Source organism: Thermoactinomyces vulgaris (genome assembly GCF_003688725.1).
Classification (GTDB): Bacteria; Bacillota; Bacilli; order Thermoactinomycetales; family Thermoactinomycetaceae; genus Thermoactinomyces; species Thermoactinomyces vulgaris.
The window spans coordinates 157,327-182,683 of record NZ_REFP01000011.1 but is presented as its reverse complement, the minus strand read 5'-3'; the positions used below and the strand labels follow the sequence as shown (position 1 = coordinate 182,683).

Sequence of the window (25,357 nt, the reverse complement as noted above, 5' to 3'; positions counted from 1 at the left end):
AAACCAGTTTCTGTCCTCCGCGAAGAACAGGACCCAAGAATTTGGAATTTTTGGCACCCATGATCAGTTTTTGCCCGATGCCGCTGGCCAAGCCCCGGGAAGCTCCTGCCGTGATGCCTCCTCCGATCAATCCCAAGAGGCCGCCAATGGCTGCTTCAAGAAGGTCATTTTGTTAATTTCCCAACCATTCAGGGCCATACTGATCACAAATGACAAAGCCATACCACTGAGTACGGCAATCCCTAACGGTGTGGCAAAGATGCACAAGACAATGCCCAAAATCAGGACGCCGGCAAACGCTATGTATTCTTTAAATTTGACGATCCAGTCCCAAACTGCAGACAGTGTATCGATTACGACTTCTGCTATTTTGGAGCAAATTTCAGTAAACCAATCCCAAAAGGCAGACGCTTTTTCCTTGGTCCATTCCCATGCTCCGGAAATTTTGTCCCCTAACCAATCTCCTACCTTTGACAATGATTCGGTAAACTTATCCACAAATCCTTTCTTTTCTTCAACCGGAGGGGATGAGACCGGTTGCTCCTTCTGAACCGGGTTTTTTTGTTCAAATTGATTGAAATCCTCATTAATCTCAGGAACATTAATCCCCCCGTCAGCATGAACAATAGAATGAACCCAGAAACCTGTTCCTGCCGAGATGTGCATTTGATTTTTAATTAAAAAAATAAACCTGCTCTTTTGCAGGTCAAGCAATGTGCTTCAGTTTTTGTGTATATTGAATTTTCAGGTGTTCGAGTTTCTCAAGATCCATTTTTAGTCGAATATTGATAATCAATACAACCGCCGAAAAACCTCTTGAAATCAGAGGTTAGACGGGTTATTATTTTCAACAAAGAACTTGATTGCATCTCATTTTGAGAATTGAAACACCACCTATCACGCAAATGCTGTCAACCGTTGCTGTGGTCACAATGATTACACCTCTTCTAGAGGATTACAAAAACAGCTCTCTCCATCACCGGAGAGATGTTTTAATAGAGATTATCTCTTGCCTTTAAAATGTTAGACTTTGAAGGTTTACAGTCTTTTTATCTTTTTGCTAAACTGAAAATAATTGATATTCCTGATGTTCAAACTTGTAACAGAAGTTATTTTTCGAGCACCTTGATATCTCAAAAATCCCCGGGGTTGCTCGCAAAAGCTGAAACCCGCATGAAATAAAGGAAAAAGCCACCTTCGTTTTGACTTGATACATAAAAAATAACTTAAATGCTCTTTAAAAAACGAAGGTGCTCGAAAAACGGTGCTGAACCTCAAGAGTGCCAAGGGTTTCAGACACATGCCGTCAGAATGATTACACCTCATCAAGAGGATTGAAACGATGTTGTTCGATTTCACTTCATCCGATTTGTTACTGTCAGAATGATTACACCTCATCAAGAGGATTGAAACCATCTTCGTCGTATAAAATTTGAGAAACTTGTTCTTCATGGTCAGAATGATTACACCTCATCAAAAGGATTGAAACTCATGATGTTACGTCTTCATTTGATCTGGAAGTTGGGTCAAAGTGACTACACCTCTTCTAGAGGATTGAAACTTTTTCTCGGTCAACTCCACATTGACCTTTGCCCAATCGTCAAAAAGGAAAAAGCCACTTCGTTTTGAGCTGATACATAAAAAATAACTTAAATGCTCTTTAAAAAACGAAGGTGCTCGAAAAACCATATTGAACCTCAAGCGTGTCAAGGGTTTGAGACATATGCCGTCAGAATAATTGCATCTCATCAAGAGGATTGAAACGATGTTGGCTTGGCTTTCAATTGATGCCAAGGTTCCGTCAGAATGATGGAACGGATTGGCTAGATTTAATAAGTAACAAAAAATCTTACGTTACTTTTCAAAAGAGGAAAGTCCAGATAACCACCGAATCCTCTTGAAATTCAAATGTCGAGTGGTTATGAAAAATACCCGGGAACTTTAATATTGGATCAGCATGTATTTTTGCATGCATAAAAAAGACCGTCCATATCGGACGGTCTTTTTTTATTCCAAACTGGATTCAATGAACCGGATTTGTATCTCGTCTAACTTTTTCATATGATAACCTCCTATTTCATTAGTCAATCTCCTGGCACGCCACTTACACAGTGAACGAAAATACCACTGTGTCACGTTCGTGCAGGTGACGGCCACCTCTTCGCTGGTGAAACTTTGACTTATATATTTTTTGACTTGAAGATTCTCACAGCAAAAAAGTTGAATGAATGAAGAATTTTTATTTTAACCCTTTTCTCTCCGTGATTGATTTCTTATAAAAAGACTTGTTAAATAAACCTTGATTCAAGGCTAAAAAACATTTTGTTTTTTAGTCTTAATTATTTATATTTTTCTTTTTATAGTTATTTAAAATGTTGTCTGTGTAACTGTGGTTTGAGCTGTGAAATGAACTGTGCTTTAACAAAATAAAGAATCCCACAGCCAAAAATGGCCATGGGAAAGGGTTTGATGATTTCAGAATCTCGGCTTTTGAAATCATCTAAAAGTCTTTTTTCTCAATTGCTTCTGTGCAATCGGGACGATTAAAAGGGGAAATCCCCTTCATATATTACGCCAAATATAGCGGAAACGAACCCATAAGTATCCTGGTATCCTACCACTCATCCCATTCCAATGTATCGTCAAGTTTTCCTGTTTCAAAGAAATGTTTAAAAGCTTGAATCATCGGATCATATTCCACCAACCATTCTTTGTTGAAATCTATTCCCACTCCTTCGTTTGTGATCAGTTCATACTCTTCACCTCGTGTTTGAACCTCAGGATTGAGTAACATATATTGTTTTTCATAATCACATTCTGCTGGGAAAAAAATGATCGCGTAAAGGCGACGACCATCGATTTCATTTCCCCCGAAGACGTTCATTTCACCAATATCCGGGTTGATTAAACATAAAGCATCAAGGAAATTATGATCACGACGTCGATCTCCATCCACTTGATCCAAGTAACTTTTGATTTGATTCCAATCCGGATTTTTAATCTTTTCTTCCCCACTTGGCTTGCAAAGAATTAGTTCCCATTTACTCATAAAAACACCTTCCTACCTTTAAAACAAGAATAGCGTAAGAATGATTATGATCAATGTTATTAATATGAAAACGATTTTTTGTATAGTTGAATAATCAGAAACTCTTTCAGGAAAAAAGCTGGCTGTTGCAAACCAAGCTGCAACCGCAAGAACCACGCCCAGTATATGTGCCATTGTATCTTTTTCAAAATATAGTGCTGCAACCAGTGCCAGAGATACGAAAAGAACCATTCCTATTCTGCCCCATGGGCGATAAACGCGTTTTAGCAAAAATTATCATCTCCTTTAAGTCATCAACGATGTAGCTACTTTGGAAAGGAGAAGAGATCAACCTGTTTTGGGTATTGCTTCAAAAAACGTTCTTTACTGTTTTAGCAGGTGAGTTATTAAACAGATTTATCTCCATTGCTGCAAGAAGACACATCACGGATGATCTTTTCTTCAAAAATCCCATAACAAATAACATTTGAATAATTTAATTATTCACGTAATAAACTATTCGCAATAATATAAAGTTTTATAGTCATTTTTTCAAAATCGGACAACTCCTTAGATGAAGTGAGCATCAGCAACTCCCTTCTCTCGTTTTGTCGGCCCTCCTTGAATTTTCGGGTGTCTCATGTAAATCCCCCCTCCGCCTGAATAAGGCAGCTTTTTTGTTCCTTCTAAGGACGTTCATTAACGAGGATCTGGTGGATGACTTCATGGTCACGTGGATCGTGAATGTGGCATTCCCCGGGAAGTGTTTGAATCGTGGGATGGAAGACAGCGTTGCTCTCTTTTCTTTTTATATTTAATAAATAAATATGTTTATAAAATATATTTAAGGGGGTATTAGAATATCATAAGACTGGGTGAGTAAATATGTTATCGATTGAGTAACCTCATTTTTCTGATTTTTATTACCTTCGGCTATTCCGGATATTGAGGGAGGGGACAAAATGATTCAAGGATTATATGAAGCCCATTTGCCTGTCAGTGATTTAGATCGTTCAATTGAGTTTTATAAAAACTTAGGTCTTGAATTGGCTCACCGTAGTGAAAATTTAGCTTTTTTTTGGATTCAAAAAAGCAAGAGTTGGTTAGGGTTATGGCAATGTGAACAAGTTCATACGCCTTATCATGTTTCTTTACGTCATATTGCCTTTTATGTAGAGGATATTAAAAAAGCAAAAGAATGGTTACAATCGATTGGGGTTGAAGTGAGTCCTTTCTTTGAATTTTCACCCGATAGACAACCTCTTGTATTGTCAAACGTTCCTCACGCACATGCAGCTGTCTATTTTAAAGATCCTGATGGAAATCTTTTAGAACTAATTTCTCCGCTTCAAATCGATACCGCAGATGAATTCCCCAATATGGAACTGGAAAAATGGCTGAAAATAAACAAAGGGGAAAGTTCGAGATAAGTCCCAAAAAGGTTTTTGTCCTGGCGCTTGGACGTTCCACCTTTATCCGTTGCAGCCAAGTACCGATCAATTATATTAGGACCATATCGAAGCTGATCATCGCTTCGATACACCAAGATAGTCAGCAAGAGATATTTCTGCTGACTGGCTTTCCTTCTTCTTTTAACTCCATTCGATCCATTCTGGTCTTGGTTTGACTCTAGGCATTCTTATCGCTTCTTATTGGCATTTCGGATATACTCTCATTATATCATTGTATAAAATGTAATTATCATTTTCAGATTTTATTTAAATTCTGTTGAGGAGTGAATTTGATGGCTTCTTATCTGGTTATAGAAGGGGAACAAGTCAATCAAAACACAATACACAATCAATGCTTTATTGTAGAAGCGAATAGCTCACAAGAGGCAAAACAATTTTTTATTCGAAAAGTCGGCATCCATGATCGGTTATTTTTGGAGGATGTCTATAATCGGTCAATAAATATGGGTTTAGTCGAGCATTTTGGGTATGACCTTCTTAGTTGGCAAGGCGTTCCGAAGCCTCGTTATGAAAAAGATAAAATGGATGAATTGTTTAAAAATAGAGTACGGGAGCTTTTTGAAGATCATCATGAATGGGCTGAAACCTATATTGAATATATGTTATATGAAAAGGATATTGAATTTCCCGAGGAAATGTTGGCTTATTTGTATTATGAGTTAGAATATAGAAAAATCATTGTAATCCCGATTAATGAAATAAAGCGTTTTTAATTATTCAAAAAGAACCCAATAAAGCTTTATTGGGTTCTTTTGGTGTGTTTTTTTATTTCATAAAGTGAATTGAACTTCTATTTTGCCTTTCTTTTTTTAACTCTCTTCTTCATCTGGTAACCTGCCTGAATTGTTTTTCCATTTGCTCAACTTCTTCCATTACAGGACCTGCAATCGCCATAACTTTCGTATTTACATTCATTCTTTCCATATCTTTCTTTCCATATCTTTTTCCTTCTGGCAGAGCGGGTCGTAGATCATGAATTCTGTGTTACTTATTCTTTAGGCATTTTTAAAGGACTTGGATACTTTCCCAAGTCCTTTTTTACATGGCGGGCGTTTCATTGTCAGGTGAACAGTCAATTTTCCCGGCAAGATGTTCATTGCTTTTCATATATCATGGGATTGTCCGACTTGATCGGTTGCGTGAGCATTTAACTTGCAGATTGCAGAAAGAAAAGCGTTTTGGTTTATTTGTGTTACAAACTTGTTTGGAATTAATCCGATGGTTTCTTCATGATTTTCTGTCTGAGGCCAAAACGATTCGGTAACCGTTCGTCTGTGATGCCTTCTCTGCAATCCATGCGGAACTTCGTCCTTCCTTCTCCAATGCTTTTCTCACACTTTCACCCCGACCCACAAAGCGCGATTTAAAGCTAAATGCAAACAGGCACCGGTAAATCCGGACTCACGCAGCCAACGAAGATGCTCTTCCAATCCTGCCGGGTGATCATGTTTGTGTTGGAATTTATCAAGAAATTCCTCCCCCGTTGTTCCGCCGGGATAATCCGTTTTCCGTTCAAGCCAGTCCCACATGTCCGCGCAGTCGGGATGCAAAGCCTCATCCGGCAATTGGATGCGGTCCATGATCAGGAACAGCCCCCCCTGGCTCAAGATGTTGATGGACGAAGCGGTACACTGCCTTTTGTTTGTCATGCGGCAGGTGGTGAAGCATCTGAACGCTTATGACTGCTTGCACCATTGGAACGGCAAGTGTATCGGTGTCGCCGATATCATGCTGAATCAATTGGCAACGCGCCGGATCCAACCGTGGTCGGGCCAAGTCCAGCATCGCTTTGGAAGCATCGATTCCGATAACCGTGATATCCGGCCTCCGGGCCAACAATTTCTCCTCGATCAGTCCCGATCCGATCCCCAGATCCAGAAGGGTTACGTTTGAAGAAAGTTTTTGCTCAAGCAGAAAGATGAGCAGATCCATCTGTTCCTTCCGGGTCGGGTTTCCTGCCAAAGCGGTTTGATCCCAGTAAAGCGCAAACTCCGGATTATGCCAATCGTCTTTCACCAAATCCGTCCCCTCTCTTTCCTGTGAATGAGTATAAGGCAGTTTTGCTCTTTTTCCTGGATCCAAAAAGGGTACTTTTTTCATTCAGGTTTTTTCATACATGATAAGATACAATCAGTATAACGATTTTTATAATTGCTAATCATTTGTTTTTTGAAGGGGATGAACAGATGAAACCATTTGCCGGAAAAGTGGCCATGGTGACCGGCGGGGGGTCGGGAATCGGAAGAGCCACCTCCCTGGCTTTTGCCAAAAAAGGCGCAAAAGTCGTGGTCGTCGGGCGGACGAAAGAGAACATTGAGGAAACACAAGAAATGATCAGGGGTTTGGGCGGAGAATCCCTTGCGGTTCAAGCCGACGTTTCGCAAGACAAGCAAGTCCGGAAAATGATCCAAACAACCATGGAGCGCTTCGGGCGCTTGGACTTCGCATGCAATGCGGCGGGTACCGGCGGGAAATTGGCCCCTCTGGCCGACATCACGGAAGAAGATTTTGATCTCACGATGGCAATCAATCTGAAGGGAATATGGCTTTGCATGAAACATCAGATCCGCCAGATGCGAAAACAAGGATCCGGAACCATTGTAAACATCTCTTCCATCAACGGATTGGATGGCCATCCGAACGCAGCCGTTTATTCGGCAAGCAAAAGCGGAGTGATCAGTTTAACCAAATCTGCCGCCTTGGAATATGCCCAATTCAACATCCGGATCAACGCCATCTGCCCGGGAGCGGTTCGCACCCCGATGCTGGAACAAGTCTTCAAGCAAACAGGATTAACCCCGAACCAATATGAATCCAAAATCCCCCTCCACCGGATCGGTGACCCGGATGACATCGCCCGGTCTGTAACTTGGTTGTGCTCCGACGAAGCCGGCTATGTAACGGGACACATCCTGATTGTTGACGGTGGAGTCTCTGCCGGTTAATCTTTTTTCCAAAAAACAAACCGGCTTTCCTGTGCCGATGGACAGCCGGTTTGTAGGTTTTCTTCTTATAAAAGAAGATTTGGGTATTTTTATGTTGTTTGCATCGCAAACTGGTTTTAATTGATATGACACGGTTAACTTTTAACCGCAAATCCGTCTATACCCCGATGATATGATAACCCGCATCGACATGGAGCACTTCCCCGGTAATCCCTCTGGACAAGGGGCTTAAGAAAAATAATGTGGCATCCCCGACTTCGCTTTGATCCACGTTTCTTCTCAGCGGCGCTTTTTCGGCAATGATCCCCATCAGGTCGTTGAAACCGGAAACGCCTTTTGCGGAAAGGGTCCGAATCGGCCCCGAGGATACGGCATTCACCCGGATGTTATATTTCCCCAGATCCTCTGCCAAGTACCTTACGCTGGCTTCCAATGCCGCTTTGGCAACGCCCATCACGTTATAGTTTTTCACGACCCGCTCGGCCCCGAGATAGGACTGCGTCACAATGCTCCCACCGTCACTCATGAGTTTTTTTGCTTCCCGGGCCACTGCAACCAGTGAATATGCGCTCATCTCTTGCGCCATCAGGTACCCGTCACGGGAAGTTTCCACATACTCCCCGCACAACTCATCCTTGTCGGCAAATGCAATCGAGTGAACCAAGCCGTGGATTGTCCCGACTTTTTGTTCGATTTCGGAAAAGGCGTTTTCAATACTGGCATCGTCGGAAACATCACACGGAACAATGAGCAAAGGATCGATTCCAGCCTCTGACAACAGAGAAGTCAGCTTTTGATAAGAACGTTCTTTCCGGTATGTAAAGATCAAATTAGCCCCCGCGGCTTGCAGGGATTTGGTAACCCCCCACGCCAAACTCCTTTGGTTCGCCACCCCCATGATGACAACATTTTTGCCATTCATTAAATGATTCATGATCATATCCTCCTTAGAAAATCTTTACATCTTTGTATAGTATAATCGATTTCGCTTCCGGTTCAATGACATAGTCCGGAAAATCCAACCGCGTTGAAGTAAACAGACGCTCTTTTAATATGGCGGCTGATGCAACCTTTTCTGACATTTTTTCAGAAATTTGAAAATTATGCTATACAATCCATCCGATAAAGATTATAATTATAAGTGTGTTTTGAATTTTCAGTATAATTTAACGGGGGGCGTTTGGATTGAAACGACTGTTTGCGATTGCCATGGTGGCGGTGATGGGATTTTTGGGAGTGCCGGCAGTATCGCATGCGGCAGACGTTGGAGCGCAAGCGTGTGAAATTTACAATGCCTGGCTTTCGGACCCTGATTGCACGACAAACCGGTCAACCGTCCGCACCATCAGTAATGCGGAATTAAGAGTGGGCTACTACAACGGACAACAATACGGTTGGGGAAGGCTCACGACTTCCAGCTCCGGCTATACCCTTTTCTTTGATGTCAGCTTTGATGGCGGACAAACCATTGGCACGTATGATTATATCACTTCCGGAACATCCACCATTACCACTTGGGCATATCCGGCATCCAGCGACCCGAACCGCCGCTTCCGCGTATGTATCCTCAGTGATACATCATATCAATGCAGCTCCTGGTGGTAAACGATTCTTTAGAATATCAACCTCTGGTTGTGAAAACCAGAGGTTTTTCAATTTAACCAGTGTTTTTAAAACCTCACAAACGACCGGTAATGTTTCAATAAAAATTTTGTTTCAACAGATAGTTTGTGTTACAAACAAGTTTTAAATAACTGCAATGCATCCCTCCGCAATCCACATCAATTCACCACGCCAATATCAAAGTCTGCCTGGCTGAAATCACGGAATATCGGACTGTGTCTTCCTCCATCATACACCCCTCCCGCAGACTCGCCCCTTTATTCATCTGTTTTTTCCTCAGCTTTTTGGACCGGACCGTTCCAATTTATGAGCCCGCCCCGGAGGAAGTACACATTCCGGTATCCGAGCTTCCGTAATTCACGCACGGCAATCGCACTGCGGGAACCGCTGCGGCAGTAGATATACACTCCCCCGCCGTTTTCTTGTTGATCTGCCTCTTTTTTGAGACGTTCCAGCTGGCGCAACGGAACATGGACTGCTCCGGGGATGTGTCCGGACTCATATTCCCGTTTTTCGCGGACATCAATGATTAATATGTTTTGGTTGTTTTCCATGACCTTCTTCAAATCATCCGGACTGATGGACGGAACCTTCGGACTCAGGAAAAGATAAAGAATTCCGCCCAATAACACGATCACGACCATGAAAACACCAATCATCCCCCGATCCCCCTTTCGACACAGCCTGTCCAGCAGCCATTTTCCGGCTGATTGCAAACCCCGAAATATATATAACCCGATAAAAAAAATACAAACCAGCCAAGGTTTGTATTTTACGGATGAAGCGTTGATTGGCCTCCATTGTGATCTTGTAAATAAAACCACTTGTACTCATAATATTTCTGGTTTTGTTTGCGGATTTTGATCTGATCCCGCACTTCTTCTTTGCTCAACGGTTTTTTTGCCAGCTGATGAACATACGTATCGGCGGCGATGATCAAAGAATACCCCGCTCTCCGCACCCGCCGGCAATAATCCGCCTCCGCGTGGATACCATCTCCAAACCGTTCATCCAGCCATCCGATTTCATCCACCAGCCTTCGCGGGAACAACACACAAAATCCCGACAACACCTCGGTCTCTTTCCACCTCGTGGGATTGCTGTGGTTAAATTGGTTGGAAAACCGGTGAATTTTGGAGATGGTTTTAAAGGGAATGCTTAATTTTTGCTTGGCATTTCCGCGATTGGTAACCGGCCCCGCCATCCCCGTCCACTCCCTCGCTTTGAAAACGGCAAGCAGCTGTGCCAACCAACGGTGTGAAGGAACGGCATAAGGGCTCAGCCAGACAATGTACTCTCCCCTCGCCCTTTCCATTCCCAAGTTGAGTGAAGCGGCCCGCCCCAAATCCGGTTGATGTTGAATGACCGTAAACGGAGGGCGTTGCAGGAATTTTTCCGGGATCTTCCCCGGGCAATGATCCACGATGATCACTTCATATTCCGCATGGGTATACGCCAAAATCCCTTCCAGACAAACCCGCATGCGTTTCCAATCGTTTTGGTGGGGAATGATCAAACTGACTTCGGGTTTCATCTTTTCTTCAGCACCTTTTCAACCATAAGCGGTCCGTTTTGCTGAAAGCGCATCAGCATATCCCGCTGATGCAACAACCGCAGCAAATACCTGCGCAACTCCGGAAACATTCCTTTTTGACTCAATAAGAAGCCGGTCAATGCATGATTCACCCACTCCCCATGATCCCCCCGGTCATCCGTGATCACCGCTTTTTGATTCGCCAAACACCGGACATGAAGCGGGGCCATCGACTGGGCAACCGGGCTCAATGTCACCACGATATCTGCCGCCAGCCAAAGATGTTTCCGGTCTGCTTCTTCCGGAGGAACCACCCGGATCCGCTGATCAAAATCCTCCCGGTGCGGCCCGGCCCAAATCACTTCAAGATCATCCGACTGCTTGAGCACTTTCAAAACCGTCAGCGCCAATCCTTTGCGATAACGCGGGGCAACCAACCGGTCATCGATCCACAAGCATACTTTGTTTTTCATCTTCAAGTCTTTTGGGGCCTCTTCCCCGTCCCCGGAGCCTTTCAGCGGTTCAACCGGCTGTGGATGAATCAGCTCCACGTCCACCTCCCGTTGCCGGAAGAAATAATAAAAACAAAGCGACGGAACCCGGACATGGAAAGAACGGAGAAACGTTCCCTCTTCCGCTTGGGGCAAATGATCATAATACAAGACGATGTTTTGAGGATTCCGGCCTTCCTCCAGCAACCGCTTTAACACCGCCGCCGGGGGATTCACCAATTCCACCTTCGTCCACTCCGGCTCCCGGCTGATCAAGGACCATGCTTCCCGACTGTCGGCTGCCGGGATCCCTTGTCCGGCCGGAAACTGCGCCATGTATGCGGAAGGAATCGAAGAGGGAAACCGGATCAACAAGGAATTCTTTTTTTCTTCCATTGCGATCGACCTTTGCTCTTTCTTGTCATTCCGTACCATTATATTCATCCGGCTTCCATCTGCGCATAAAAAAACATCAACCCCTAACAGGTTGATGAAAGACACGTTGTCCCTATTGCTCCGACAGCCACTTGGCCAGCTGTTTTTGGTCTTCTTCATTGATAAAACCTTGCGAAGGCATGCTTCCTTTTCCCTTTTGAATAATGGTCAAGATTTCAGCTTCAGAATATTTTTTTCCCGCTTCTTTGAGTGCCGGGCCGTACCCTCCTTGCAATTGTTCACCGTGACAATTGGCGCAGTGCTGCATATACACTTTTTCCGGCCCTTCCGTCACTTGTCCGCTTTGATTGGGCCCATTTCCGTTTGATCCGCAGGCAGCCAGCAAGATGGCACTTCCCGCGATCAAACCTGCGATTCGGATCTTCTTCATGTTTCACACCTTCACACTTGATTTTCGGAGAATCTGAGTTGCCGCTCCTTTTCAATTTGCATCAAATCTTCCTGGTCTTTTTTCCGTTCGCTTTTAAACCAGCCGGCCAAAACGGTGCCGATGGCCGCCATAAAGGAAATCTCCTGGATGATTTTCATGATGACCCCGCCCAATTGCTGGTCGATCAGCGGAGCAAACAGCGGCAGCATTTGGGAGGTCTCTTGAAATCTTTCAAATAAAACCGTATCCGTGAAAATAATCAGTGCACAAGCCGGAGTGATCAAGACCGTCCCCCCGAGAATCAACGCAATTTTGATTAAATGCCTGTCTCTTAAGGTATCCATTTCCGGGACCGGCGATACAATCGACCACCACATGAAAAGGGACGCAACCATCAGGAGCGTGTGCGAGATCACGTGCAACGCCTCGCTGTTCATGATCGTATCAAAAACCGCCGGCACATGGTACAACGACAACAAACCGTTAAAAAGGAACACCGTCAACAACGGACGGGACAAAAACGAAAACACCGCTTTCAACGGCTTGATGCGAAAAACAGCACGATATAAATAAACCGGAATCCCGATCAACAAAAGAGGTGAAACCACAAAAAACATCAAAGCCATTTGCAGCATATGCATGGTAAACAACTCATGCGTCAAAAGGGCCAGCGGGCTTCCCACGGCAAAATAATAAACAATCAAGCCGGTCAGAAACACCGCTTTCTTCGATCCTTTCACCTCAGTTGCATCTTTGAACCGATGCCGCAAGGGACCGGTGATCAACAAATAAACCACCGCAATCAGGATGAAAAGCAGATTCAATTGATAGTTCCAATTGCTGGGATACGAAAAGATTTGGAATAAAATTTGTGACGCAGACACGGAATCCCTCCATTCTGAACAAGAGCCTGTTTCCGTATTTTATCTTACCATGAAATCCCTTATGGATAATCTTCACAAAAGTGAAAGGGATGTGACACACATTGTCATCATACCACATAAAATGGTATCACTCGAATCGCACCAAACGCAAACCTCCTGACAAACGGCGTGAAAGACGATACATATCTTGCAAAACCATATTGATTTTATATCTACAGTTATATATACTTTATATAGTATAATTGTTTTTCTTTAAATTAAATGTTGCCCTAAACCAACAAATTTGTCTCAATAGAAAAAAAGAGCAGGTGTGAAAAAATGAATCATCATACTCTTTTTGATACAAAGCCGGGGGATCGTTTCCGCATCCGGGAAATCCGTGTGGAAGGCGTCCTCCGGCGCAGACTGCTGGATCTCGGCTTCATTCCGGGGGCGTTGGTCGAAGTGTTGTATCAAAGTCCTTTGGGCGATCCGGTCGCCTATCGGGTGAGCCAATCCACCATCGCACTCCGAAAAGAAGAGAGCCAAAAAATATGGGGTGAAAAATTGGGAGATGAAACCAATGAGTGAATACCGGATTGCACTGGCCGGAAATCCAAACACGGGAAAAAGCACTCTTTTTAATGCCCTGACCGGACTCAACCAGCATACCGGAAATTGGCCGGGAAAAACCGTGTCACTTGCCGAAGGAACCTTTCACCATAAAGGAAACGACTATCGCTTGATCGATTTGCCCGGAACATATTCCCTGTTCTCAAACTCCGCCGATGAAGAAGTGGCCCGCGATTATATCTTTTTCGAACAACCCGATGTGACCATGGTCGTCGTCGATGCCACTTCATTAGAGCGGAACATGAATTTGGCCTTGCAAGTTTTGGAGATGACCGAACGGGTCATTTTGTGCATTAACCTGATCGACGAGGCTTCCAAGCAGGGCATTGTCATCGATGACCAAAAAATCGCGTCCAAACTGGGCATTCCGGTGGTCAAAATGTCCGCCCGCAACGGTGAAGGCATCACCCGGTTGCTTGACACCTTGCACAAGATGGTAAGCGGACAAATCATCACCCGACCTTACCGGATTGAGTACAGCGAGAATATTGAAAGACATATCCAACGCATCGAACCGAAAATCAAAGAAATATTCGGCGACTCCCTCCCCGCCCGCTGGCTCGCTTTGCGCTTGTTGGAGGGCGATGAGTCTTTGCTTCGGGTGTTAAAACAAAAATTTGCCCGAAAACAGCCACCTGCCCGCGCCACCCGTGCTCACGGCTAAACAAAAGGAGGAAAGGATCATGGCAAATTCATCCGCATTTCCTCTGGGCGAATTGGATCATTTGATGGAACAGAGCAAATCCTTACGAAGCGAAAATATCCGCGACGAGATTGTCAGCCGGATTTATCAAAACTCACATCAACTGTGCGAGGAAAGCGTTCGCTACACCCGGCAACACCGGATCCCCCCCTCCCACGCCAGACTGGACCGGATTTTGACTTCCCGGACTTGGGGATTTCCGATCATGCTGGCCATCCTGGGCTTGATTATTTATATGACCATCTGGGGAGCGAATCTTCCCTCCCAAGCCCTGGCCCGTCTGTTCGGCGCGGGGGAACCGGTTCTTTCCCAAGTCCTTCAGGCTTTGGGCTCCCCCGTTTGGCTTCATGATCTTTTGGTGTTCGGGCTTTATCGGGGAACCACTTGGGTGGTGAGCGTCATGTTGCCGCCGATGGCCATCTTCTTTCCTGTGTTTGCACTGTTGGAGAACTTCGGATTTCTGCCCAGAGTGGCTTTCAATATGGACCGGGTCTTCCAAAAATCCGGCGGCCACGGCAAGCAAGCCCTCACCATGGCCATGGGATTTGGATGCAATGCAGCGGCCATCGTTTCCACCCGGATCATTGAATCCCCGAGGGAACGTTTGCTGGCCATTTTGACCAACAATTTTGTTCCCTGCAATGGCCGGTGGCCCCTTCTGATCCTTTTGGCATCACTATTCATGGCAGCCGGTTTCAGCTCCGGCATCGGCACCATGGTCACCGCCGCCGTGGTGATGGGACTGGTTTTGTTCGGCATTGTCGTCACGCTCTTTGTGTCATGGACCTTGTCCAAAACCGCACTTCGCGGGGTTCCCACACATTACACGTTGGAACTCCCGCCGTTCAGGCGGCCGAAATTTTGGAACACCATTTACCGGGCCACCATGGATAAATCCTTGTTTGTGTTAAAACGGGCCGTCATCATCGCCGCACCGGCCAGCTTGATCACCTGGATCCTGGCCAATATCGATATGGGTTCGGCCAGCATTCTGGAACATGCCGCCCGCTTTTTGGACCCGTTTGCACATGCGCTGGGACTGGATGGTTTCATTTTGCTCGCCTTTATCCTCGGATTGCCGGCAAATGAAGTGGTTCTTCCCATCCTGCTTATGGGTTATTTAGCAACCGGCTCCATGGTGGAAGTTGATCAGTTGGCCGATCTGAAACAAATCCTGCTCGACCACGGATGGACATGGCTGACGGCACTCAATATGATGCTTTTTTCCCTGCTTCATTATCCGTGCGGGACCACTTTGTTCACCATTTATAAAGAAACCAAAAGCGTCAAATGGTCTCTCCTGGCCGCACTGATTCCCACCGCCATCGCGGTTGCCGTCACCTTCACCATCACCCAAATTGTCCGCCTGTTTATATAAAAAACACCGGCCGTAAAGCCGGTGTTTTTTTATCCGTTCCTTATGCGTATTTAATGATCATGCTTTCAAAAACATCCGCAATGTCTTCGGCGTCATCGGTTGTTTTTTCCAGCCGCTCATAGATATCCTTCATTTTGATCAGCAAGACCACATCTTTCGGATCAAAAAACAATTCGCTCAGACTGTCCCGCAACAATTGATCCGCTTCACTTTCCAAGGAATTGACTTCAATGGTCGCCTTATGAAGCGCTTCGAACCGGCGGTCGTTTAATGAGGTGAATGCTTCCTGCAAAATTTTGGCCGTTTGCACCAAAATATCCGCAAACCGGATCAGCTGCGGTGTCGTCTTCTCGATATACAACGAACGTTCGGCACAAGCCTCAATGCCATCCAAAATGTCATCCAATTTGGCCACCAATTGGAAAATATCTTCCCGGTCCATCGGCGGGAAGTATTCTTTGTTCAATTGGGAAATCAAAAGCTGGACAAATTCATCCCCTTTGGACTCGAGGCGTTTGATTCTCTCTCCATATTGCTCCCGTTGTTCAAGGTTTTCCACATTTTCGCGAAACAGCTCAGCCGCCTCCACGATCAAGGATGTAATATCCATCAACGTTTTGGAATACAAACTCGTCTTTTGTTTTTTAAACACTGATAGTCCCCCAGTTGTCAGAAAAAATCTTCTCTTCTATCCCCTACTAGTATACACTTTTTTTGACCGATTAGACAGAAAAAGGATCACCGATGGTTTTTGTTGTCGTTTTCATATATGATAGATTATATTGAAAACTTTACTTTTCGAAAGGACCGATTATGAACTTCCAAACGTTTACCCTGTTAAAACTGGCCGCAACCGGCGAAAGAAAAATTCATCCGGTTTTGGCCCCGGTCATCGCCTTTTCTTTCCTTTTTTTCGGTGGGCTCGGGATCTTCTTTCTCATTTTGTTTCCGCCCCCTGTTTCCCCGCTGATGCAAAGTGTTTGGTTTCATTTGGAACTGATCGTTTCCTTCAGCGGAACCGCACTGTTCACTTTCGCCTGGGTCCGGTTGGTGGAGAAACGGCCGGTCTCCAGCATCGGCTTTACGAAAGAGAGGGCTTTTAAAAAGTACATAACCGGGTGGATGTGGGGTTTTTTGCTCATTTCCGCCCCTGTGTTCCTCCTTTGGATCACCGGCTCTCTGACCTTTGAGATCACGAAAATCCATCTCCCCGCGCTTCTCATTTTACTGCTTTCCATGATCACCTTCATCATCCAGGGCGCAACGGAAGAAATCGTGGTCCGCGGTTGGTTGTTCCCTGTCATGGCCATGCGCACACCATTCTGGATTGCGGTGGGCACCTCCTTTCTGTTCTTTGCCGCCATGCATTTGTTAAATGACGGGATCAACGTGATTTCTTTCTTGAACATCAGTCTGTTCGGCTTGTTTGCCGTCGGTCACGTTTTAAACGAAGGAAGCCTGTGGGGAATTTGCGCCATTCACTCTGTTTGGAACTGGGCACAAGGCTCGGTTTTCGGATTGGCTGTGAGCGGACAAAGCCTGTCCTTCCCGCTTCTTCACGCGACGACACACGGCCCCGAATGGTTCCACGGCGGCCCTTTCGGGATTGAAGGAAGCATTCTCACCTCAGTGATCCTGGGAGCTGCTTCATGGGTGGTGTGGCGGAAAGTTTTTATCCGGCTGAGACAGCAGAACATATCAAACCTTTGATTTTAAAGAAGCTGCCCGTTCGTCTGGCAGCTTCTTTAAACATCAATCGCCCTCCGCATGAAACTTTGCCGGACACAACCGGTGGTTTGCTGCAAATCTTGATTTTTGATACACTTAAAGTGCTTGATATAACTGGTGTTTACGCAAGGGGTTTGATTGTATCCATTGTGGAATTGAAACCCACGTCCCCTTTTAGGAACGGGAACGAACGAATCTGTTTAATTGCATCCATTGTGGAACCTCTTAACTAAAAAAGAGCCGCAAACGGCTCCTTTTTTAATGTCCATTTGCTTTACTCATTGTTGCACCTTAAGAGAAACTGACCCATCTCAGAGACTAAAGATCGGACGGTATGTTAAATTCAAAACCACGTTCAGGATTCTTTGCTACGGTTGCCAAAAATTCCCCGGTGCTTTCCAGACTGGCGGTCAAATCTCTTCCCCCTCTCATCTCCCTGATCAATTCATGACAATGCCCCTGCACAGAAAATCAACAAACGGAAAACGGACAATCCTCGCATTTCCGGATCAAGCGATGATTTAGATCACTTCGTTCCAATTTATCCCTATCAGGTTAACGAGAATATTTTTATTCAAGGAACTTTTTAGAATGAATATCGAAAAAGTATGATTAAATCAAATGGATCTTATTTGTGAGGGTGAGGAAATGAATAGCTAAACAACGTTTGGATTTTTGTCTGCAACCGGCAGGAGAAATGTCCCAAGCGTTTCACTCTTTGGGTGTTCAAACGTTCCAAAAAGCCGCCTGTTATTTGCAGGCGTTGCCTTACGGGCGAAATGCCAACCGGGCAGATGCGCGATCGGTCTTGCGCGAGGGGAAAGGGACCTGTAGTATGAAGCACGCGCTGTTGGCCATCTTGGCGGAGGAAAACAACATGCCCGTCCGGTTGATGATCGGCATTTATTTGATGAATGAGGACAACACCCCCGGTGTCGGCAAGGTGTTGGAACGTTACGGCCTTAAGGAGCTCCCGGAAGCAAATTGTTATTTGCGGTTTGAGGGACAGTATTTGGATTTCACGCGTCTGACCGGTCAAACAAATGGGACCCCCCTATCATTTTTGGTTGAAAAAGAGATTACACCCGAAGGAATCGGGGAGGAAAAAACCGGTTTCATCAAGATTATTTGAAACACTGGGTGACATCCCCGAGTGTACCCATTAAGGACTGGAGAAAAGTGTGGGAAATACGGGAAGCATGCATTGCTGCATTGACACAATCGGAATAAACCTCCACCTGATAATCAGCCTTAACCCACCTGAAAAATTTCAAACCGTTATTAACTCAATTCCGGCTGGTTTTCCTGCAACAGCTCCCCTGCCGGCCACAAAGGATCATCGTCCAACCAGTCACCAACTCAAAATGGAAATAGGTTTCACCACAGACTCGAATTAACCGGGTAAGACGATCATATGATGGTTGGGAGACAAGGATCTGTGCTTAAGAGGGGGGGAGGCGCTTGCAGATACGCGAAATTTGCCCGGAGGATCATGAGGCTTACCTTCGGCTGTTGAACCAATTGAATGAGGAAAGTCCGTACCTTTTGTTTCCTTGCGGCGATGCGGACCCGGGCAAGATCAGCGACGGCAACCGGCACGTTTTCGTAGCGGAAACGGACGGAAAGTTGACGGGCCATGTTGCCATCCGGCGTGGAGATGATCCGCACAACCGGCATACCGCGCGTCCGGAGACAGGGGTTTTGAAAAAGTACCAAAACCAACGGGTGGGCACCCGGTTGCTGGAAAAAGCCATTCAGTGGGCCCGGGAACAAGATATTAAGCGGTTGGAAATCTCCATCCTGCGTCCCAATCTGAAAGCCGTCTACTTTTATAAAAAAATGGGGTTCCAAATCGAGGGGATGCGAAAAAAATCCTTGTTTATCCAGGACCGGTATGCGGATGAATATTACATGGCCCGGTTGTTGTTCAGCGATGAAACCAAAATGACTTGAGCACCCTCCATGCACTCAAGCCATTTTGGTCTTCACCGTTATTGTTTGTTAAAGCCTTTTTTCTCCACAAATTCTTTCATGTACATTCTTCGCGGGTGGGAGAGCATTTGCGCCATTTGTCCCGTCCAAGTGTCCTCCCGTTTTCCTCCGGTGCGCTCGATATAGTAGGATTGGACCGTTTCGTTGTATTCTTTCAGTTGTTCTTTCAAGCGCTGTTCATCCTGCTCATATTCTTCTTCATGATAAACGTGTTCCAAGGGCAAACGGGGTTTTTTCGATGATTCGTGCAAAGGATAACCAATCGTCATGCCAAAAAGCGGCAAAACCCGCCGGGGGGTGTTGAGCAGCTTCGTCACCTCTTCCAGGTTGTTGCGAAGCCCTCCGATGTAACAAATGCCCAAGCCCATCGACTCCGCGGCGATGGCTGCGTTTTGGGCCGCCAGTGCCGCATCGACCACGGCCACCATGAATTTTTCGGTGCTTTCCAGACTGGTGGTCAAATCGGCCTCTTCCATCTCCGCGATTAAATCATGCCGGTGCAAATCCGCGCAGAAAATCAGCAAATGGCCGTTTTTCTCCACATAAGGTTGGTTTCCCGCCAACTCCGCCAGCTTTTTCTTTTTGGCCGGATCTTTAACGCCAATGATCGTGTATGCTTGGATATAACTGGACGTCGAAGCAGATTGGGCCGCTTCCACAATGGTCCGGATTTGTTCTTCCGTCAAAGGACGGTCTTCATATCGACGAATGGAGCGATGGTTCATTATCGTTTTGATCACTTCGTTCATCTGTACCCCTCCAAAAACTGCATCGCTAAAAAAAGGTTCATTCCCATATTATCATTTTATATCAACCGGCCGGATGCCATCCTTTGATTGAAAAAAGATTTCGTCTGGGGCACGGATCGCTTTTGTGGTTTTATTTTGTTTGCAAAGCAAACTTGTTTATATATTAAATCTGTATGCAATTCACAAGTCCTTTTTCTTTCAAATGCCTCTTTCTCCTGTTATAGTTATATTTAGATCGAGAATAAAGGAGGTGAACACCGGTCCGGAATTGACGGAAACGGTGTCAACATGAGTGTTCACATTGGAGCCAAACAAGGAGAGATTGCCGAAAAAATCCTTTTGCCCGGCGATCCCCTTCGTGCCAAATATATTGCGGAAACGTTCCTGGAAGATGTCACCTGTTACAACGAGGTTCGCGGCATGCTCGGCTTTACCGGTACATACAAAGGAACCCGCGTCTCGGTACAAGGAACCGGCATGGGGGTGCCTTCCATTTCCATTTATGTCAATGAGCTGATCCGGGAATACGGCGTCAAGCAATTGATCCGCGTCGGAACCTGCGGCGGAATACAAAAAGACATCCGGGTCCGTGATGTGATTATCGCCATGACATCCTGCACGGATTCCAACATGAACCGGCAAACTTTCCCTGGTTTTGATTTCGCCCCGTGCGCCGATTTTGAATTGCTCAAAAAAGCGTATGACACCGGGGTGGAAAGAGGGTTATCCGTTCGCGTCGGAAATATTTTGACGTCCGATGTCTTCTACCGGGACAACATGGATATGGTGAAAAAACTGGGAGAACACGGCGTTCTGGCCGTCGAGATGGAAACCACCGCCCTTTACACCCTGGCTGCCAAACACCAGGCGCAAGCCCTCTCGATTTTAACGGTCAGCGACCACATCTTCACCGGAGAGGAAACCACCGCCGAAGAACGGCAAACCACTTTTAACGACATGATCATCATGGCGTTGGAAACCGTGAGCAAAGAATAATATTTTCTGAAAAAACCGGACGCATTTGTCCGGTTTTTTCGTGGAAATCATTGGCAAACACATGAGACGGACTCCAAGGGGTCATACAGCGCTCATCCCCCTTTTTCGACTCATTGGATGGATGTGAAAATAAACCACCCTTAAAACCAAAATAAGAAGGCCGTTTTTTCAGGCGATGTTTTGTTGTACCGAGTTTACAAAAGACCCCCTCCCATGCCCTGCGTAAATGAAAAAACGCCAAAACCATAGATAAATCAAGGGTTTTCGCGTTTTTTGCTTCTGATTTATACCGTTACAAAACCAAACTTTTGTAACCTTGGGTGTCCGGCAAGGGATTTACCGCCCTTTAAGCCCCTTTTTTTCATTCTGCACTTCAGGATCATGCCCTTTCCCTCTCCCACTCCCCAATCTGATCCCTTCTTCACGGTTTCAGCGGCCATCAGTTTTTATTTTCAAGCCCGGTTTCCCTTATAATGAAAGTGGAATATTCCCTGTTCAGAAAGGAAACGAATTCAACCATGCGCAGCGAATTGGGGATTTTACTGAAAAAACTCCGCGGCAAAAGAACATTGCGTGATGTTTCGGAAAAAACCGGACTTTCCCACACCTACATCCGGGATTTGGAACTTGGCATCCGCCGCGCCACAGGCAAACCGATCAAACCTTCGGCCCATGTATTGAAAAAATTGGCCGATGCATACCAATACCCCTTTGAAGATTTGATGCGGGCCAGCGGGTATGAAGACTTGTTACAGAAAAACACAAACGGGGACAGCAACCCATGCGACATCTGGCAAATCTTGTCCTCCGAAAACGAAACAGCTCTGTGGAAAGGGAGGGTGTTGGACGAACAGCAAAAAAAGGAGATTATCTCCGTCGTGGAATATGTCCTCTCCAGATCGATTTAAAAATAACAAACACCCCTGGTAACGAATCACCAGGGGTGTATTTGATTTATAAAACAGATTTTTCCAACCCGAACGCGCGACGGTAAATCCAGCGGTAAGCATCCAGATCCAAATCACGCGGGTTGCCGAAGGTTTGCGGGTCTTCCAGTGCCGCTTCGGCATAGCGGTCGATTTGTCCGGGATCTGCCCCTTGTTCTTGAAGAGACGGAATGTTTAAATCACGGACAAGACGATCCACTTCTTTCACCGCGGCCTTTGCCGCCTCCCCGGTGCTCATGCCCCGGATATCAACCCCCATCGCTTGGGCGATCCGGGCAAATTTCTGCGGAGCTCCCATCCAGTTATATTCCATCACGGCCGGAAGGATGGCCGAAACACATTGTCCATGCATGACCGGCACCATGCCTCCCAATGTTTGGGCCATCGCGTGGGCCGCTCCCGCTGAATCACTTCCATACGAAAGGCCCGCCAACATCGCCGCTTGGGCCATGTGATAACGCGCCTCGATGTCGTGACCGTTGGCATATGCCCGGCGAATGTATTTGGCCACATACTCAATGGCCATCAATGCCACTGCGTCCGTCAACGGTTGCGATTGATTCATGGTGTAACACTCGATGGCATGGGATAAGGCATCAATCCCGGTGACCGCCGTAATCGTTTTGGGCATCGTCAGGTGCAGTTCCGGATCAATCACCGCAAGATGGGCAGGGATCAAAGGTCCTCCCACATTAAATTTAATTTGCCGTTCGGGGTCTTTGATCACGGCCCATTGCGTGACCTCACTTCCGGTGCCGGCCGTGGTCGGGATGGTCACCAGCGGCGGGATCCGTTTTTCCAGTGGCTTGCCCCGTTCCGAAGCTTCAAACCGGATCACCGGTTCTCCGTGAACGGCTTCCACTCCGATCGCTTTGGCGGTATCCATGGAACTTCCGCCGCCCACCGCAACCAATCCGTCACATTTTTGCTCCTGAAACGTTTTCGCTCCCAATTCGATTAAACAGGTGTCCGGTTCACCCGCGATTTCATGAAACACATGAACATCAATGCCGGCTTGTTTGAACCGTTCGGCAACTGGTTGGATCAGTCCATTCCGGTAAAGACCTTGGTCGGTGACGATCATCGCTTTCCGGATGCCCAACGCCTTCGCTTCCTCTCCCACGTGCTTTAAGACGCCGATGCCCGAAATCACTTTGGTGGGCATGACAAACTCTTTCTTCTCCAACATTTGTTCCGTTCGCAGCATGGTGCTTCCCTCCTGTCTTTTTTATCCGAACCAACGCATGGGGGCAGGTTGCAAATTTTTGTAAATATGCTTTTGTTCCGTATATTCCTCCAATCCCGTTTTCCCCAGTTCCCTTCCGATTCCCGACTGTTTATATCCACCCCAGGGCGCTTGCGGGAAGTACGGATGAAAATCATTGATCCAAACCGTTCCCATCCTTAATGCCCGGCTCACTCTTTCCGCCCGGTTCATATCGCCGGTCCACACCGCCCCGGCCAACCCGTAACGGGTGTCATTGGCCAAAGCCACCGCCTCTTCTTCCGTACGGAAAGTTTCCACCGTCAAAACCGGGCCGAAGACTTCATCCTGTACAATGCGCATGGAACTTGTGCAATGGTCAAACACCGTCGGTTCCACAAAAAAGCCGCCGGCCAGTTCCTTTGATGCAGGCCGTTTTCCACCTGTTAACAAAACGGCTCCTTCCTTTTGCCCGATCCCGATATATTTCTCCACTTTGGCCCGGTGTTCGGCTGAAATGAGCGGTCCCATTTGTGTTTTTGGATCCAACCCGTTGCCCAACCGGATTTGCTTGGCTCTTTTCACCAGTTCCCCGACAAAGGCATCATGCCACGTTTCTTCGATCAGCAGCCGGGCCCCGGCCGAGCACACCTGTCCGGCATGGAAAAAGACCGCGTTCAGCGCATAATCCACCGCCGCCTCAAAGTCGCTGTCGGCAAAAACGATGTTCGGGTTTTTTCCTCCCAATTCCAAAGTGATTTTCTTCATATTGCTTGCGGCAGCTTGCATGATGGCTCTGCCGGTTTCGATTCCGCCGGTAAACGAAATCAGGTCCACGTCCGGCGATTCGGACAGTTCGGCCCCCACGGTTTCCCCCGGTCCGGTCACGATGTTTACCACACCTTCAGGAATGCCCGCCTTTTCGATCAATTCCGCCAACTTCAACGTGGTCAGCGGAGTCAGTTCACTCGGTTTCAACACCATCGTGCAACCGGCAGCCAAAGCCGGAGCCAGCTTCCAAGCCGCCTGTAGCAACGGATAATTCCAAGGGGTGATCATTCCGCAAACGCCGACCGGTTCACGAACCACTTTGCTTTCGGCATGCTTGGCCGGAGGAAACAGCATTTCTCCCCCGTCCTTATCCGCCAGCCCCGCGTAATACCGGAACACGTTGGCGATATCGTCCATATCTGCCTCACTTTCCGTCAGTGTCTTTCCGGTATTCAACGTTTCCAACCGGGCCAGTTCCGGTTTGTTCCTTTGTATCTCCTCCGCCAGCCGGAACAACTTCTCTCCCCGTTCAGCAGCCGGCGTATCCGGCCAGCTTCCTTTATCAAACGCCTGACGGGCGGCTTGGATGGCTCTTTTCGCATCTTCGCGCCCGCCTTCCGGCACTTCTCCGATCACTTCCTGGTTAAACGGATTGAAAATGGACCGCACTCCCCCCGTGACGGCTTCGGTCCACTTTCCGCCGATGAACATGCGCTTGAACATTTCCCCTCCCCCTTTAACCATCAATTTCCTTTTGTACAGTTTTTTCTGTACAAACTGTATATAAATTACGTTAACATGAATTTTTTTCTTCCGCAACCTTCCCTTTTGTTTGACAAAATCATTCCTTATGTTTAAGATGTGGGCACCTGCTTCGGATGATTGGATTAAACAAAAGGACACGCAAGCGATTGGAGGAATGTGCGATGGATCAATTGGAAGAGGCAAGAAGCGATTACATCGAATCATTGGCTGAAACGATGCGGATGTACGGACTCAGTCCCTCCATGGGCCGGCTGTTCGGCATCATGTTTTTCCATCAGGAACCGATGACACTGGATGAAATGCGCCAGCGCACCGGCATGAGCAAAACAAGCATGAGTACGGGGGTACGGGAATTATCCCGTTTAAAACTGGTGCAAAAAAAATGGATCAAAGGCGTCCGGAAAGATTTGTACCAGGCCGAACAAGACCAGTTCCGGTCTTTTATCGAGTTTTTCGTCCACCTGTGGGAAACAGAAATTGAGCTGAATGAGAAAGCGCTTCGTGCCAGTGAAGAAAAGCTGACAAAACTGCTTCATGATTCCGGGGTCAAAGATGAAGAGAAAAAACAAGCGGAACAAGACCTTGAAAAACTGTCCAATGCCAAACGGTATTATGCCTGGCTCCGCCAGTTGGCAAACACCTTTAAAAGCGGAGAAATCTTCGACTTTGTCCCCGTTCCCGGTGAATCGCCCCGAAAATGAAATGGTTC

General features: G+C 46.5%; 29 protein-coding genes. 14 read left to right on the top strand and 15 right to left on the bottom strand.

The window, feature by feature from the left end; translation table 11 throughout:
• Window positions 1-126: 126 nt before the first annotated feature.
• The 3 genes from ATH33_RS13435 to ATH33_RS11325 all read right to left on the bottom strand — a co-directional run bounded on the left by ATH33_RS13435 (window position 127) and on the right by ATH33_RS11325 (window position 3,319).
• The gene (locus tag ATH33_RS13435; RefSeq protein ID WP_147437077.1) at window positions 127-498 is read right to left on the bottom strand and encodes a hypothetical protein; all 372 of its coding nucleotides are present in this window, start codon (window positions 496-498) and stop codon (window positions 127-129) included.
• A gap of 2,116 nt (window positions 499-2,614) precedes the next feature.
• The gene (locus ATH33_RS11330; protein WP_062843041.1) at window positions 2,615-3,049 is read right to left on the bottom strand and encodes a hypothetical protein; all 435 of its coding nucleotides are present in this window, start codon (window positions 3,047-3,049) and stop codon (window positions 2,615-2,617) included.
• 18 nt (window positions 3,050-3,067) lie between these two features.
• The gene (locus ATH33_RS11325) at window positions 3,068-3,319 is read right to left on the bottom strand and encodes a hypothetical protein (RefSeq protein ID WP_062843042.1); all 252 of its coding nucleotides are present in this window, start codon (window positions 3,317-3,319) and stop codon (window positions 3,068-3,070) included.
• 671 nt (window positions 3,320-3,990) lie between these two features.
• On the opposite strand from ATH33_RS11325, the gene ATH33_RS11320 reads away from it, so the two are divergent.
• Window positions 3,991-4,458: a VOC family protein gene (locus ATH33_RS11320; protein WP_062843043.1), complete on the top strand. Its 468-nt coding sequence runs from the start codon at window positions 3,991-3,993 to the stop codon at window positions 4,456-4,458.
• 314 nt (window positions 4,459-4,772) lie between these two features.
• A complete protein-coding gene (locus ATH33_RS11315; protein WP_037996010.1) occupies window positions 4,773-5,213 on the top strand; it encodes a hypothetical protein in 441 nt (146 codons plus the stop codon).
• A gap of 618 nt (window positions 5,214-5,831) precedes the next feature.
• On the opposite strand, the gene ATH33_RS11310 is transcribed toward ATH33_RS11315, so the two are convergent.
• Window positions 5,832-6,080 carry a hypothetical protein gene (locus ATH33_RS11310; protein WP_121874431.1) on the bottom strand — a complete coding sequence of 83 codons (249 nt, stop codon included), beginning with the start codon at window positions 6,078-6,080 and terminating at the stop codon, window positions 5,832-5,834.
• The gene (locus tag ATH33_RS11305; protein ID WP_170151261.1) at window positions 6,055-6,516 is read right to left on the bottom strand and encodes a class I SAM-dependent methyltransferase; all 462 of its coding nucleotides are present in this window, start codon (window positions 6,514-6,516) and stop codon (window positions 6,055-6,057) included. The genes ATH33_RS11310 and ATH33_RS11305 overlap by 26 nt, the downstream gene beginning before the upstream one ends.
• A gap of 170 nt (window positions 6,517-6,686) precedes the next feature.
• Between ATH33_RS11305 and ATH33_RS11300 the strand changes: the two genes are divergently transcribed.
• Window positions 6,687-7,445 (top strand): SDR family NAD(P)-dependent oxidoreductase, encoded by a 759-nt coding sequence (locus tag ATH33_RS11300; protein ID WP_121874429.1) that lies wholly within the window; start codon window positions 6,687-6,689, stop codon window positions 7,443-7,445.
• Window positions 7,446-7,602: 157 nt separating this feature from the next.
• On the opposite strand, the gene fabI is transcribed toward ATH33_RS11300, so the two are convergent.
• Complete coding sequence (gene fabI / locus ATH33_RS11295) at window positions 7,603-8,379, bottom strand: enoyl-ACP reductase FabI (RefSeq protein WP_037996020.1); 777 nt, start codon at window positions 8,377-8,379, stop codon at window positions 7,603-7,605.
• Between the two features lie 251 nt (window positions 8,380-8,630).
• Here fabI and ATH33_RS11290 point away from each other — a divergent pair, with 251 nt between their 5' ends.
• Entirely contained in the window at window positions 8,631-9,050 is a 420-nt protein-coding gene (locus ATH33_RS11290; RefSeq protein ID WP_037996021.1) for a hypothetical protein, read from the top strand.
• A 275-nt stretch (window positions 9,051-9,325) separates the two neighbouring features.
• Here ATH33_RS11290 and ATH33_RS11285 read toward each other — a convergent pair whose 3' ends face one another.
• The 5 genes from ATH33_RS11285 to ATH33_RS11265 form a co-directional block, all read right to left on the bottom strand.
• The gene (locus ATH33_RS11285; protein WP_121874428.1) at window positions 9,326-9,727 is read right to left on the bottom strand and encodes a rhodanese-like domain-containing protein; all 402 of its coding nucleotides are present in this window, start codon (window positions 9,725-9,727) and stop codon (window positions 9,326-9,328) included.
• A gap of 113 nt (window positions 9,728-9,840) precedes the next feature.
• Window positions 9,841-10,602 carry a glycosyltransferase family 2 protein gene (locus ATH33_RS11280; RefSeq protein WP_037996024.1) on the bottom strand — a complete coding sequence of 254 codons (762 nt, stop codon included), beginning with the start codon at window positions 10,600-10,602 and terminating at the stop codon, window positions 9,841-9,843.
• Window positions 10,599-11,537: a hypothetical protein gene (locus ATH33_RS11275; protein ID WP_131470927.1), complete on the bottom strand. Its 939-nt coding sequence runs from the start codon at window positions 11,535-11,537 to the stop codon at window positions 10,599-10,601. The genes ATH33_RS11280 and ATH33_RS11275 overlap by 4 nt, the downstream gene beginning before the upstream one ends.
• A 64-nt stretch (window positions 11,538-11,601) precedes the next feature.
• Window positions 11,602-11,919, bottom strand: coding sequence for a c-type cytochrome (locus tag ATH33_RS11270; protein WP_121874427.1), 318 nt, complete (start codon window positions 11,917-11,919; stop codon window positions 11,602-11,604).
• An 11-nt stretch (window positions 11,920-11,930) separates the two neighbouring features.
• Window positions 11,931-12,803 (bottom strand): cytochrome c oxidase assembly protein, encoded by an 873-nt coding sequence (locus ATH33_RS11265; RefSeq protein WP_049720148.1) that lies wholly within the window; start codon window positions 12,801-12,803, stop codon window positions 11,931-11,933.
• A 318-nt stretch (window positions 12,804-13,121) separates the two neighbouring features.
• On the opposite strand from ATH33_RS11265, the gene ATH33_RS11260 reads away from it, so the two are divergent.
• From ATH33_RS11260 to ATH33_RS11250, 3 genes are read left to right on the top strand one after another with little or no spacing between them, the layout of a single operon-like run.
• On the top strand, window positions 13,122-13,373 hold the full coding sequence (locus tag ATH33_RS11260) for a FeoA family protein (protein ID WP_037996031.1): 252 nt from the start codon (window positions 13,122-13,124) through the stop codon (window positions 13,371-13,373).
• A complete protein-coding gene (locus ATH33_RS11255; protein ID WP_121874426.1) occupies window positions 13,366-14,079 on the top strand; it encodes a FeoB small GTPase domain-containing protein in 714 nt (237 codons plus the stop codon). Before ATH33_RS11260 ends, ATH33_RS11255 begins: the two co-directional genes overlap by 8 nt.
• A gap of 19 nt (window positions 14,080-14,098) precedes the next feature.
• Window positions 14,099-15,496, top strand: a complete 1,398-nt coding sequence (locus ATH33_RS11250; RefSeq protein WP_037996034.1) for a nucleoside recognition domain-containing protein — start codon at window positions 14,099-14,101, stop codon at window positions 15,494-15,496.
• A 40-nt stretch (window positions 15,497-15,536) separates the two neighbouring features.
• On the opposite strand, the gene ATH33_RS11245 is transcribed toward ATH33_RS11250, so the two are convergent.
• On the bottom strand, window positions 15,537-16,148 hold the full coding sequence (locus tag ATH33_RS11245; RefSeq protein WP_037996035.1) for a DUF47 domain-containing protein: 612 nt from the start codon (window positions 16,146-16,148) through the stop codon (window positions 15,537-15,539).
• A gap of 161 nt (window positions 16,149-16,309) precedes the next feature.
• Between ATH33_RS11245 and ATH33_RS11240 the strand changes: the two genes are divergently transcribed.
• The 4 genes from ATH33_RS11240 to ATH33_RS11225 all read left to right on the top strand — a co-directional run bounded on the left by ATH33_RS11240 (window position 16,310) and on the right by ATH33_RS11225 (window position 19,177).
• Window positions 16,310-17,206 (top strand): CPBP family intramembrane glutamic endopeptidase, encoded by an 897-nt coding sequence (locus ATH33_RS11240; protein WP_121874425.1) that lies wholly within the window; start codon window positions 16,310-16,312, stop codon window positions 17,204-17,206.
• Window positions 17,146-17,457: a hypothetical protein gene (locus tag ATH33_RS11235; protein WP_121874424.1), complete on the top strand. Its 312-nt coding sequence runs from the start codon at window positions 17,146-17,148 to the stop codon at window positions 17,455-17,457. The genes ATH33_RS11240 and ATH33_RS11235 overlap by 61 nt, the downstream gene beginning before the upstream one ends.
• 464 nt (window positions 17,458-17,921) lie before the next feature.
• Window positions 17,922-18,356 carry a transglutaminase domain-containing protein gene (locus ATH33_RS11230; protein WP_121874423.1) on the top strand — a complete coding sequence of 145 codons (435 nt, stop codon included), beginning with the start codon at window positions 17,922-17,924 and terminating at the stop codon, window positions 18,354-18,356.
• A gap of 329 nt (window positions 18,357-18,685) precedes the next feature.
• Window positions 18,686-19,177, top strand: a complete 492-nt coding sequence (locus ATH33_RS11225; protein ID WP_037996039.1) for a GNAT family N-acetyltransferase — start codon at window positions 18,686-18,688, stop codon at window positions 19,175-19,177.
• Window positions 19,178-19,215: 38 nt separating this feature from the next.
• On the opposite strand, the gene nfsA is transcribed toward ATH33_RS11225, so the two are convergent.
• Window positions 19,216-19,965 carry an oxygen-insensitive NADPH nitroreductase gene (gene nfsA, locus ATH33_RS11220; protein ID WP_037996041.1) on the bottom strand — a complete coding sequence of 250 codons (750 nt, stop codon included), beginning with the start codon at window positions 19,963-19,965 and terminating at the stop codon, window positions 19,216-19,218.
• 288 nt (window positions 19,966-20,253) lie between these two features.
• On the opposite strand from nfsA, the gene deoD reads away from it, so the two are divergent.
• Window positions 20,254-20,961, top strand: coding sequence for a purine-nucleoside phosphorylase (gene deoD, locus ATH33_RS11215; protein WP_037996043.1), 708 nt, complete (start codon window positions 20,254-20,256; stop codon window positions 20,959-20,961).
• Window positions 20,962-21,434: 473 nt separating this feature from the next.
• Window positions 21,435-21,869 (top strand): helix-turn-helix domain-containing protein, encoded by a 435-nt coding sequence (locus ATH33_RS11210; protein ID WP_052186744.1) that lies wholly within the window; start codon window positions 21,435-21,437, stop codon window positions 21,867-21,869.
• A gap of 46 nt (window positions 21,870-21,915) precedes the next feature.
• Here the strand turns inward: ATH33_RS11210 and gbsB are convergent, their stop codons facing one another.
• Both gbsB and betB read right to left on the bottom strand, forming a co-directional pair.
• Window positions 21,916-23,115: a choline dehydrogenase gene (gbsB, locus tag ATH33_RS11205; RefSeq protein ID WP_121874422.1), complete on the bottom strand. Its 1,200-nt coding sequence runs from the start codon at window positions 23,113-23,115 to the stop codon at window positions 21,916-21,918.
• A 21-nt stretch (window positions 23,116-23,136) separates the two neighbouring features.
• Window positions 23,137-24,606 carry a betaine-aldehyde dehydrogenase gene (betB, locus tag ATH33_RS11200; protein ID WP_049720155.1) on the bottom strand — a complete coding sequence of 490 codons (1,470 nt, stop codon included), beginning with the start codon at window positions 24,604-24,606 and terminating at the stop codon, window positions 23,137-23,139.
• 203 nt (window positions 24,607-24,809) lie between these two features.
• Here betB and cudC point away from each other — a divergent pair, with 203 nt between their 5' ends.
• Entirely contained in the window at window positions 24,810-25,349 is a 540-nt protein-coding gene (cudC, locus tag ATH33_RS11195; protein WP_037996046.1) for a choline uptake/conversion transcriptional regulator CudC, read from the top strand.
• Window positions 25,350-25,357: the final 8 nt, after the last annotated feature.

Coding starts and splice junctions, on each gene's coding strand:
- cudC (WP_037996046.1), top strand. CDS start 24,810: ATGGATCAATTGGAAGAGGCAAGAAGCGATTACATCGAATCATTGGCT.
- ATH33_RS11280 (WP_037996024.1), bottom strand. CDS start 10,602: ATGAAACCCGAAGTCAGTTTGATCATTCCCCACCAAAACGATTGGAAA.
- ATH33_RS11210 (WP_052186744.1), top strand. CDS start 21,435: ATGAAAGTGGAATATTCCCTGTTCAGAAAGGAAACGAATTCAACCATG.
- ATH33_RS11260 (WP_037996031.1), top strand. CDS start 13,122: ATGAATCATCATACTCTTTTTGATACAAAGCCGGGGGATCGTTTCCGC.
- ATH33_RS11330 (WP_062843041.1), bottom strand. CDS start 3,049: ATGAGTAAATGGGAACTAATTCTTTGCAAGCCAAGTGGGGAAGAAAAG.
- ATH33_RS11300 (WP_121874429.1), top strand. CDS start 6,687: ATGAAACCATTTGCCGGAAAAGTGGCCATGGTGACCGGCGGGGGGTCG.
- ATH33_RS11235 (WP_121874424.1), top strand. CDS start 17,146: ATGGGTGGTGTGGCGGAAAGTTTTTATCCGGCTGAGACAGCAGAACAT.
- ATH33_RS11250 (WP_037996034.1), top strand. CDS start 14,099: ATGGCAAATTCATCCGCATTTCCTCTGGGCGAATTGGATCATTTGATG.
- ATH33_RS11255 (WP_121874426.1), top strand. CDS start 13,366: ATGAGTGAATACCGGATTGCACTGGCCGGAAATCCAAACACGGGAAAA.
- ATH33_RS11230 (WP_121874423.1), top strand. CDS start 17,922: ATGTCCCAAGCGTTTCACTCTTTGGGTGTTCAAACGTTCCAAAAAGCC.
- ATH33_RS11320 (WP_062843043.1), top strand. CDS start 3,991: ATGATTCAAGGATTATATGAAGCCCATTTGCCTGTCAGTGATTTAGAT.
- nfsA (WP_037996041.1), bottom strand. CDS start 19,965: ATGAACGAAGTGATCAAAACGATAATGAACCATCGCTCCATTCGTCGA.
- ATH33_RS11315 (WP_037996010.1), top strand. CDS start 4,773: ATGGCTTCTTATCTGGTTATAGAAGGGGAACAAGTCAATCAAAACACA.
- ATH33_RS11285 (WP_121874428.1), bottom strand. CDS start 9,727: ATGATTGGTGTTTTCATGGTCGTGATCGTGTTATTGGGCGGAATTCTT.
- ATH33_RS11240 (WP_121874425.1), top strand. CDS start 16,310: ATGAACTTCCAAACGTTTACCCTGTTAAAACTGGCCGCAACCGGCGAA.
- ATH33_RS11270 (WP_121874427.1), bottom strand. CDS start 11,919: ATGAAGAAGATCCGAATCGCAGGTTTGATCGCGGGAAGTGCCATCTTG.
- fabI (WP_037996020.1), bottom strand. CDS start 8,379: ATGAATCATTTAATGAATGGCAAAAATGTTGTCATCATGGGGGTGGCG.
- gbsB (WP_121874422.1), bottom strand. CDS start 23,115: ATGCTGCGAACGGAACAAATGTTGGAGAAGAAAGAGTTTGTCATGCCC.
- ATH33_RS11310 (WP_121874431.1), bottom strand. CDS start 6,080: ATGGACCGCATCCAATTGCCGGATGAGGCTTTGCATCCCGACTGCGCG.
- deoD (WP_037996043.1), top strand. CDS start 20,254: ATGAGTGTTCACATTGGAGCCAAACAAGGAGAGATTGCCGAAAAAATC.
- ATH33_RS11275 (WP_131470927.1), bottom strand. CDS start 11,537: ATGAATATAATGGTACGGAATGACAAGAAAGAGCAAAGGTCGATCGCA.
- betB (WP_049720155.1), bottom strand. CDS start 24,606: ATGTTCAAGCGCATGTTCATCGGCGGAAAGTGGACCGAAGCCGTCACG.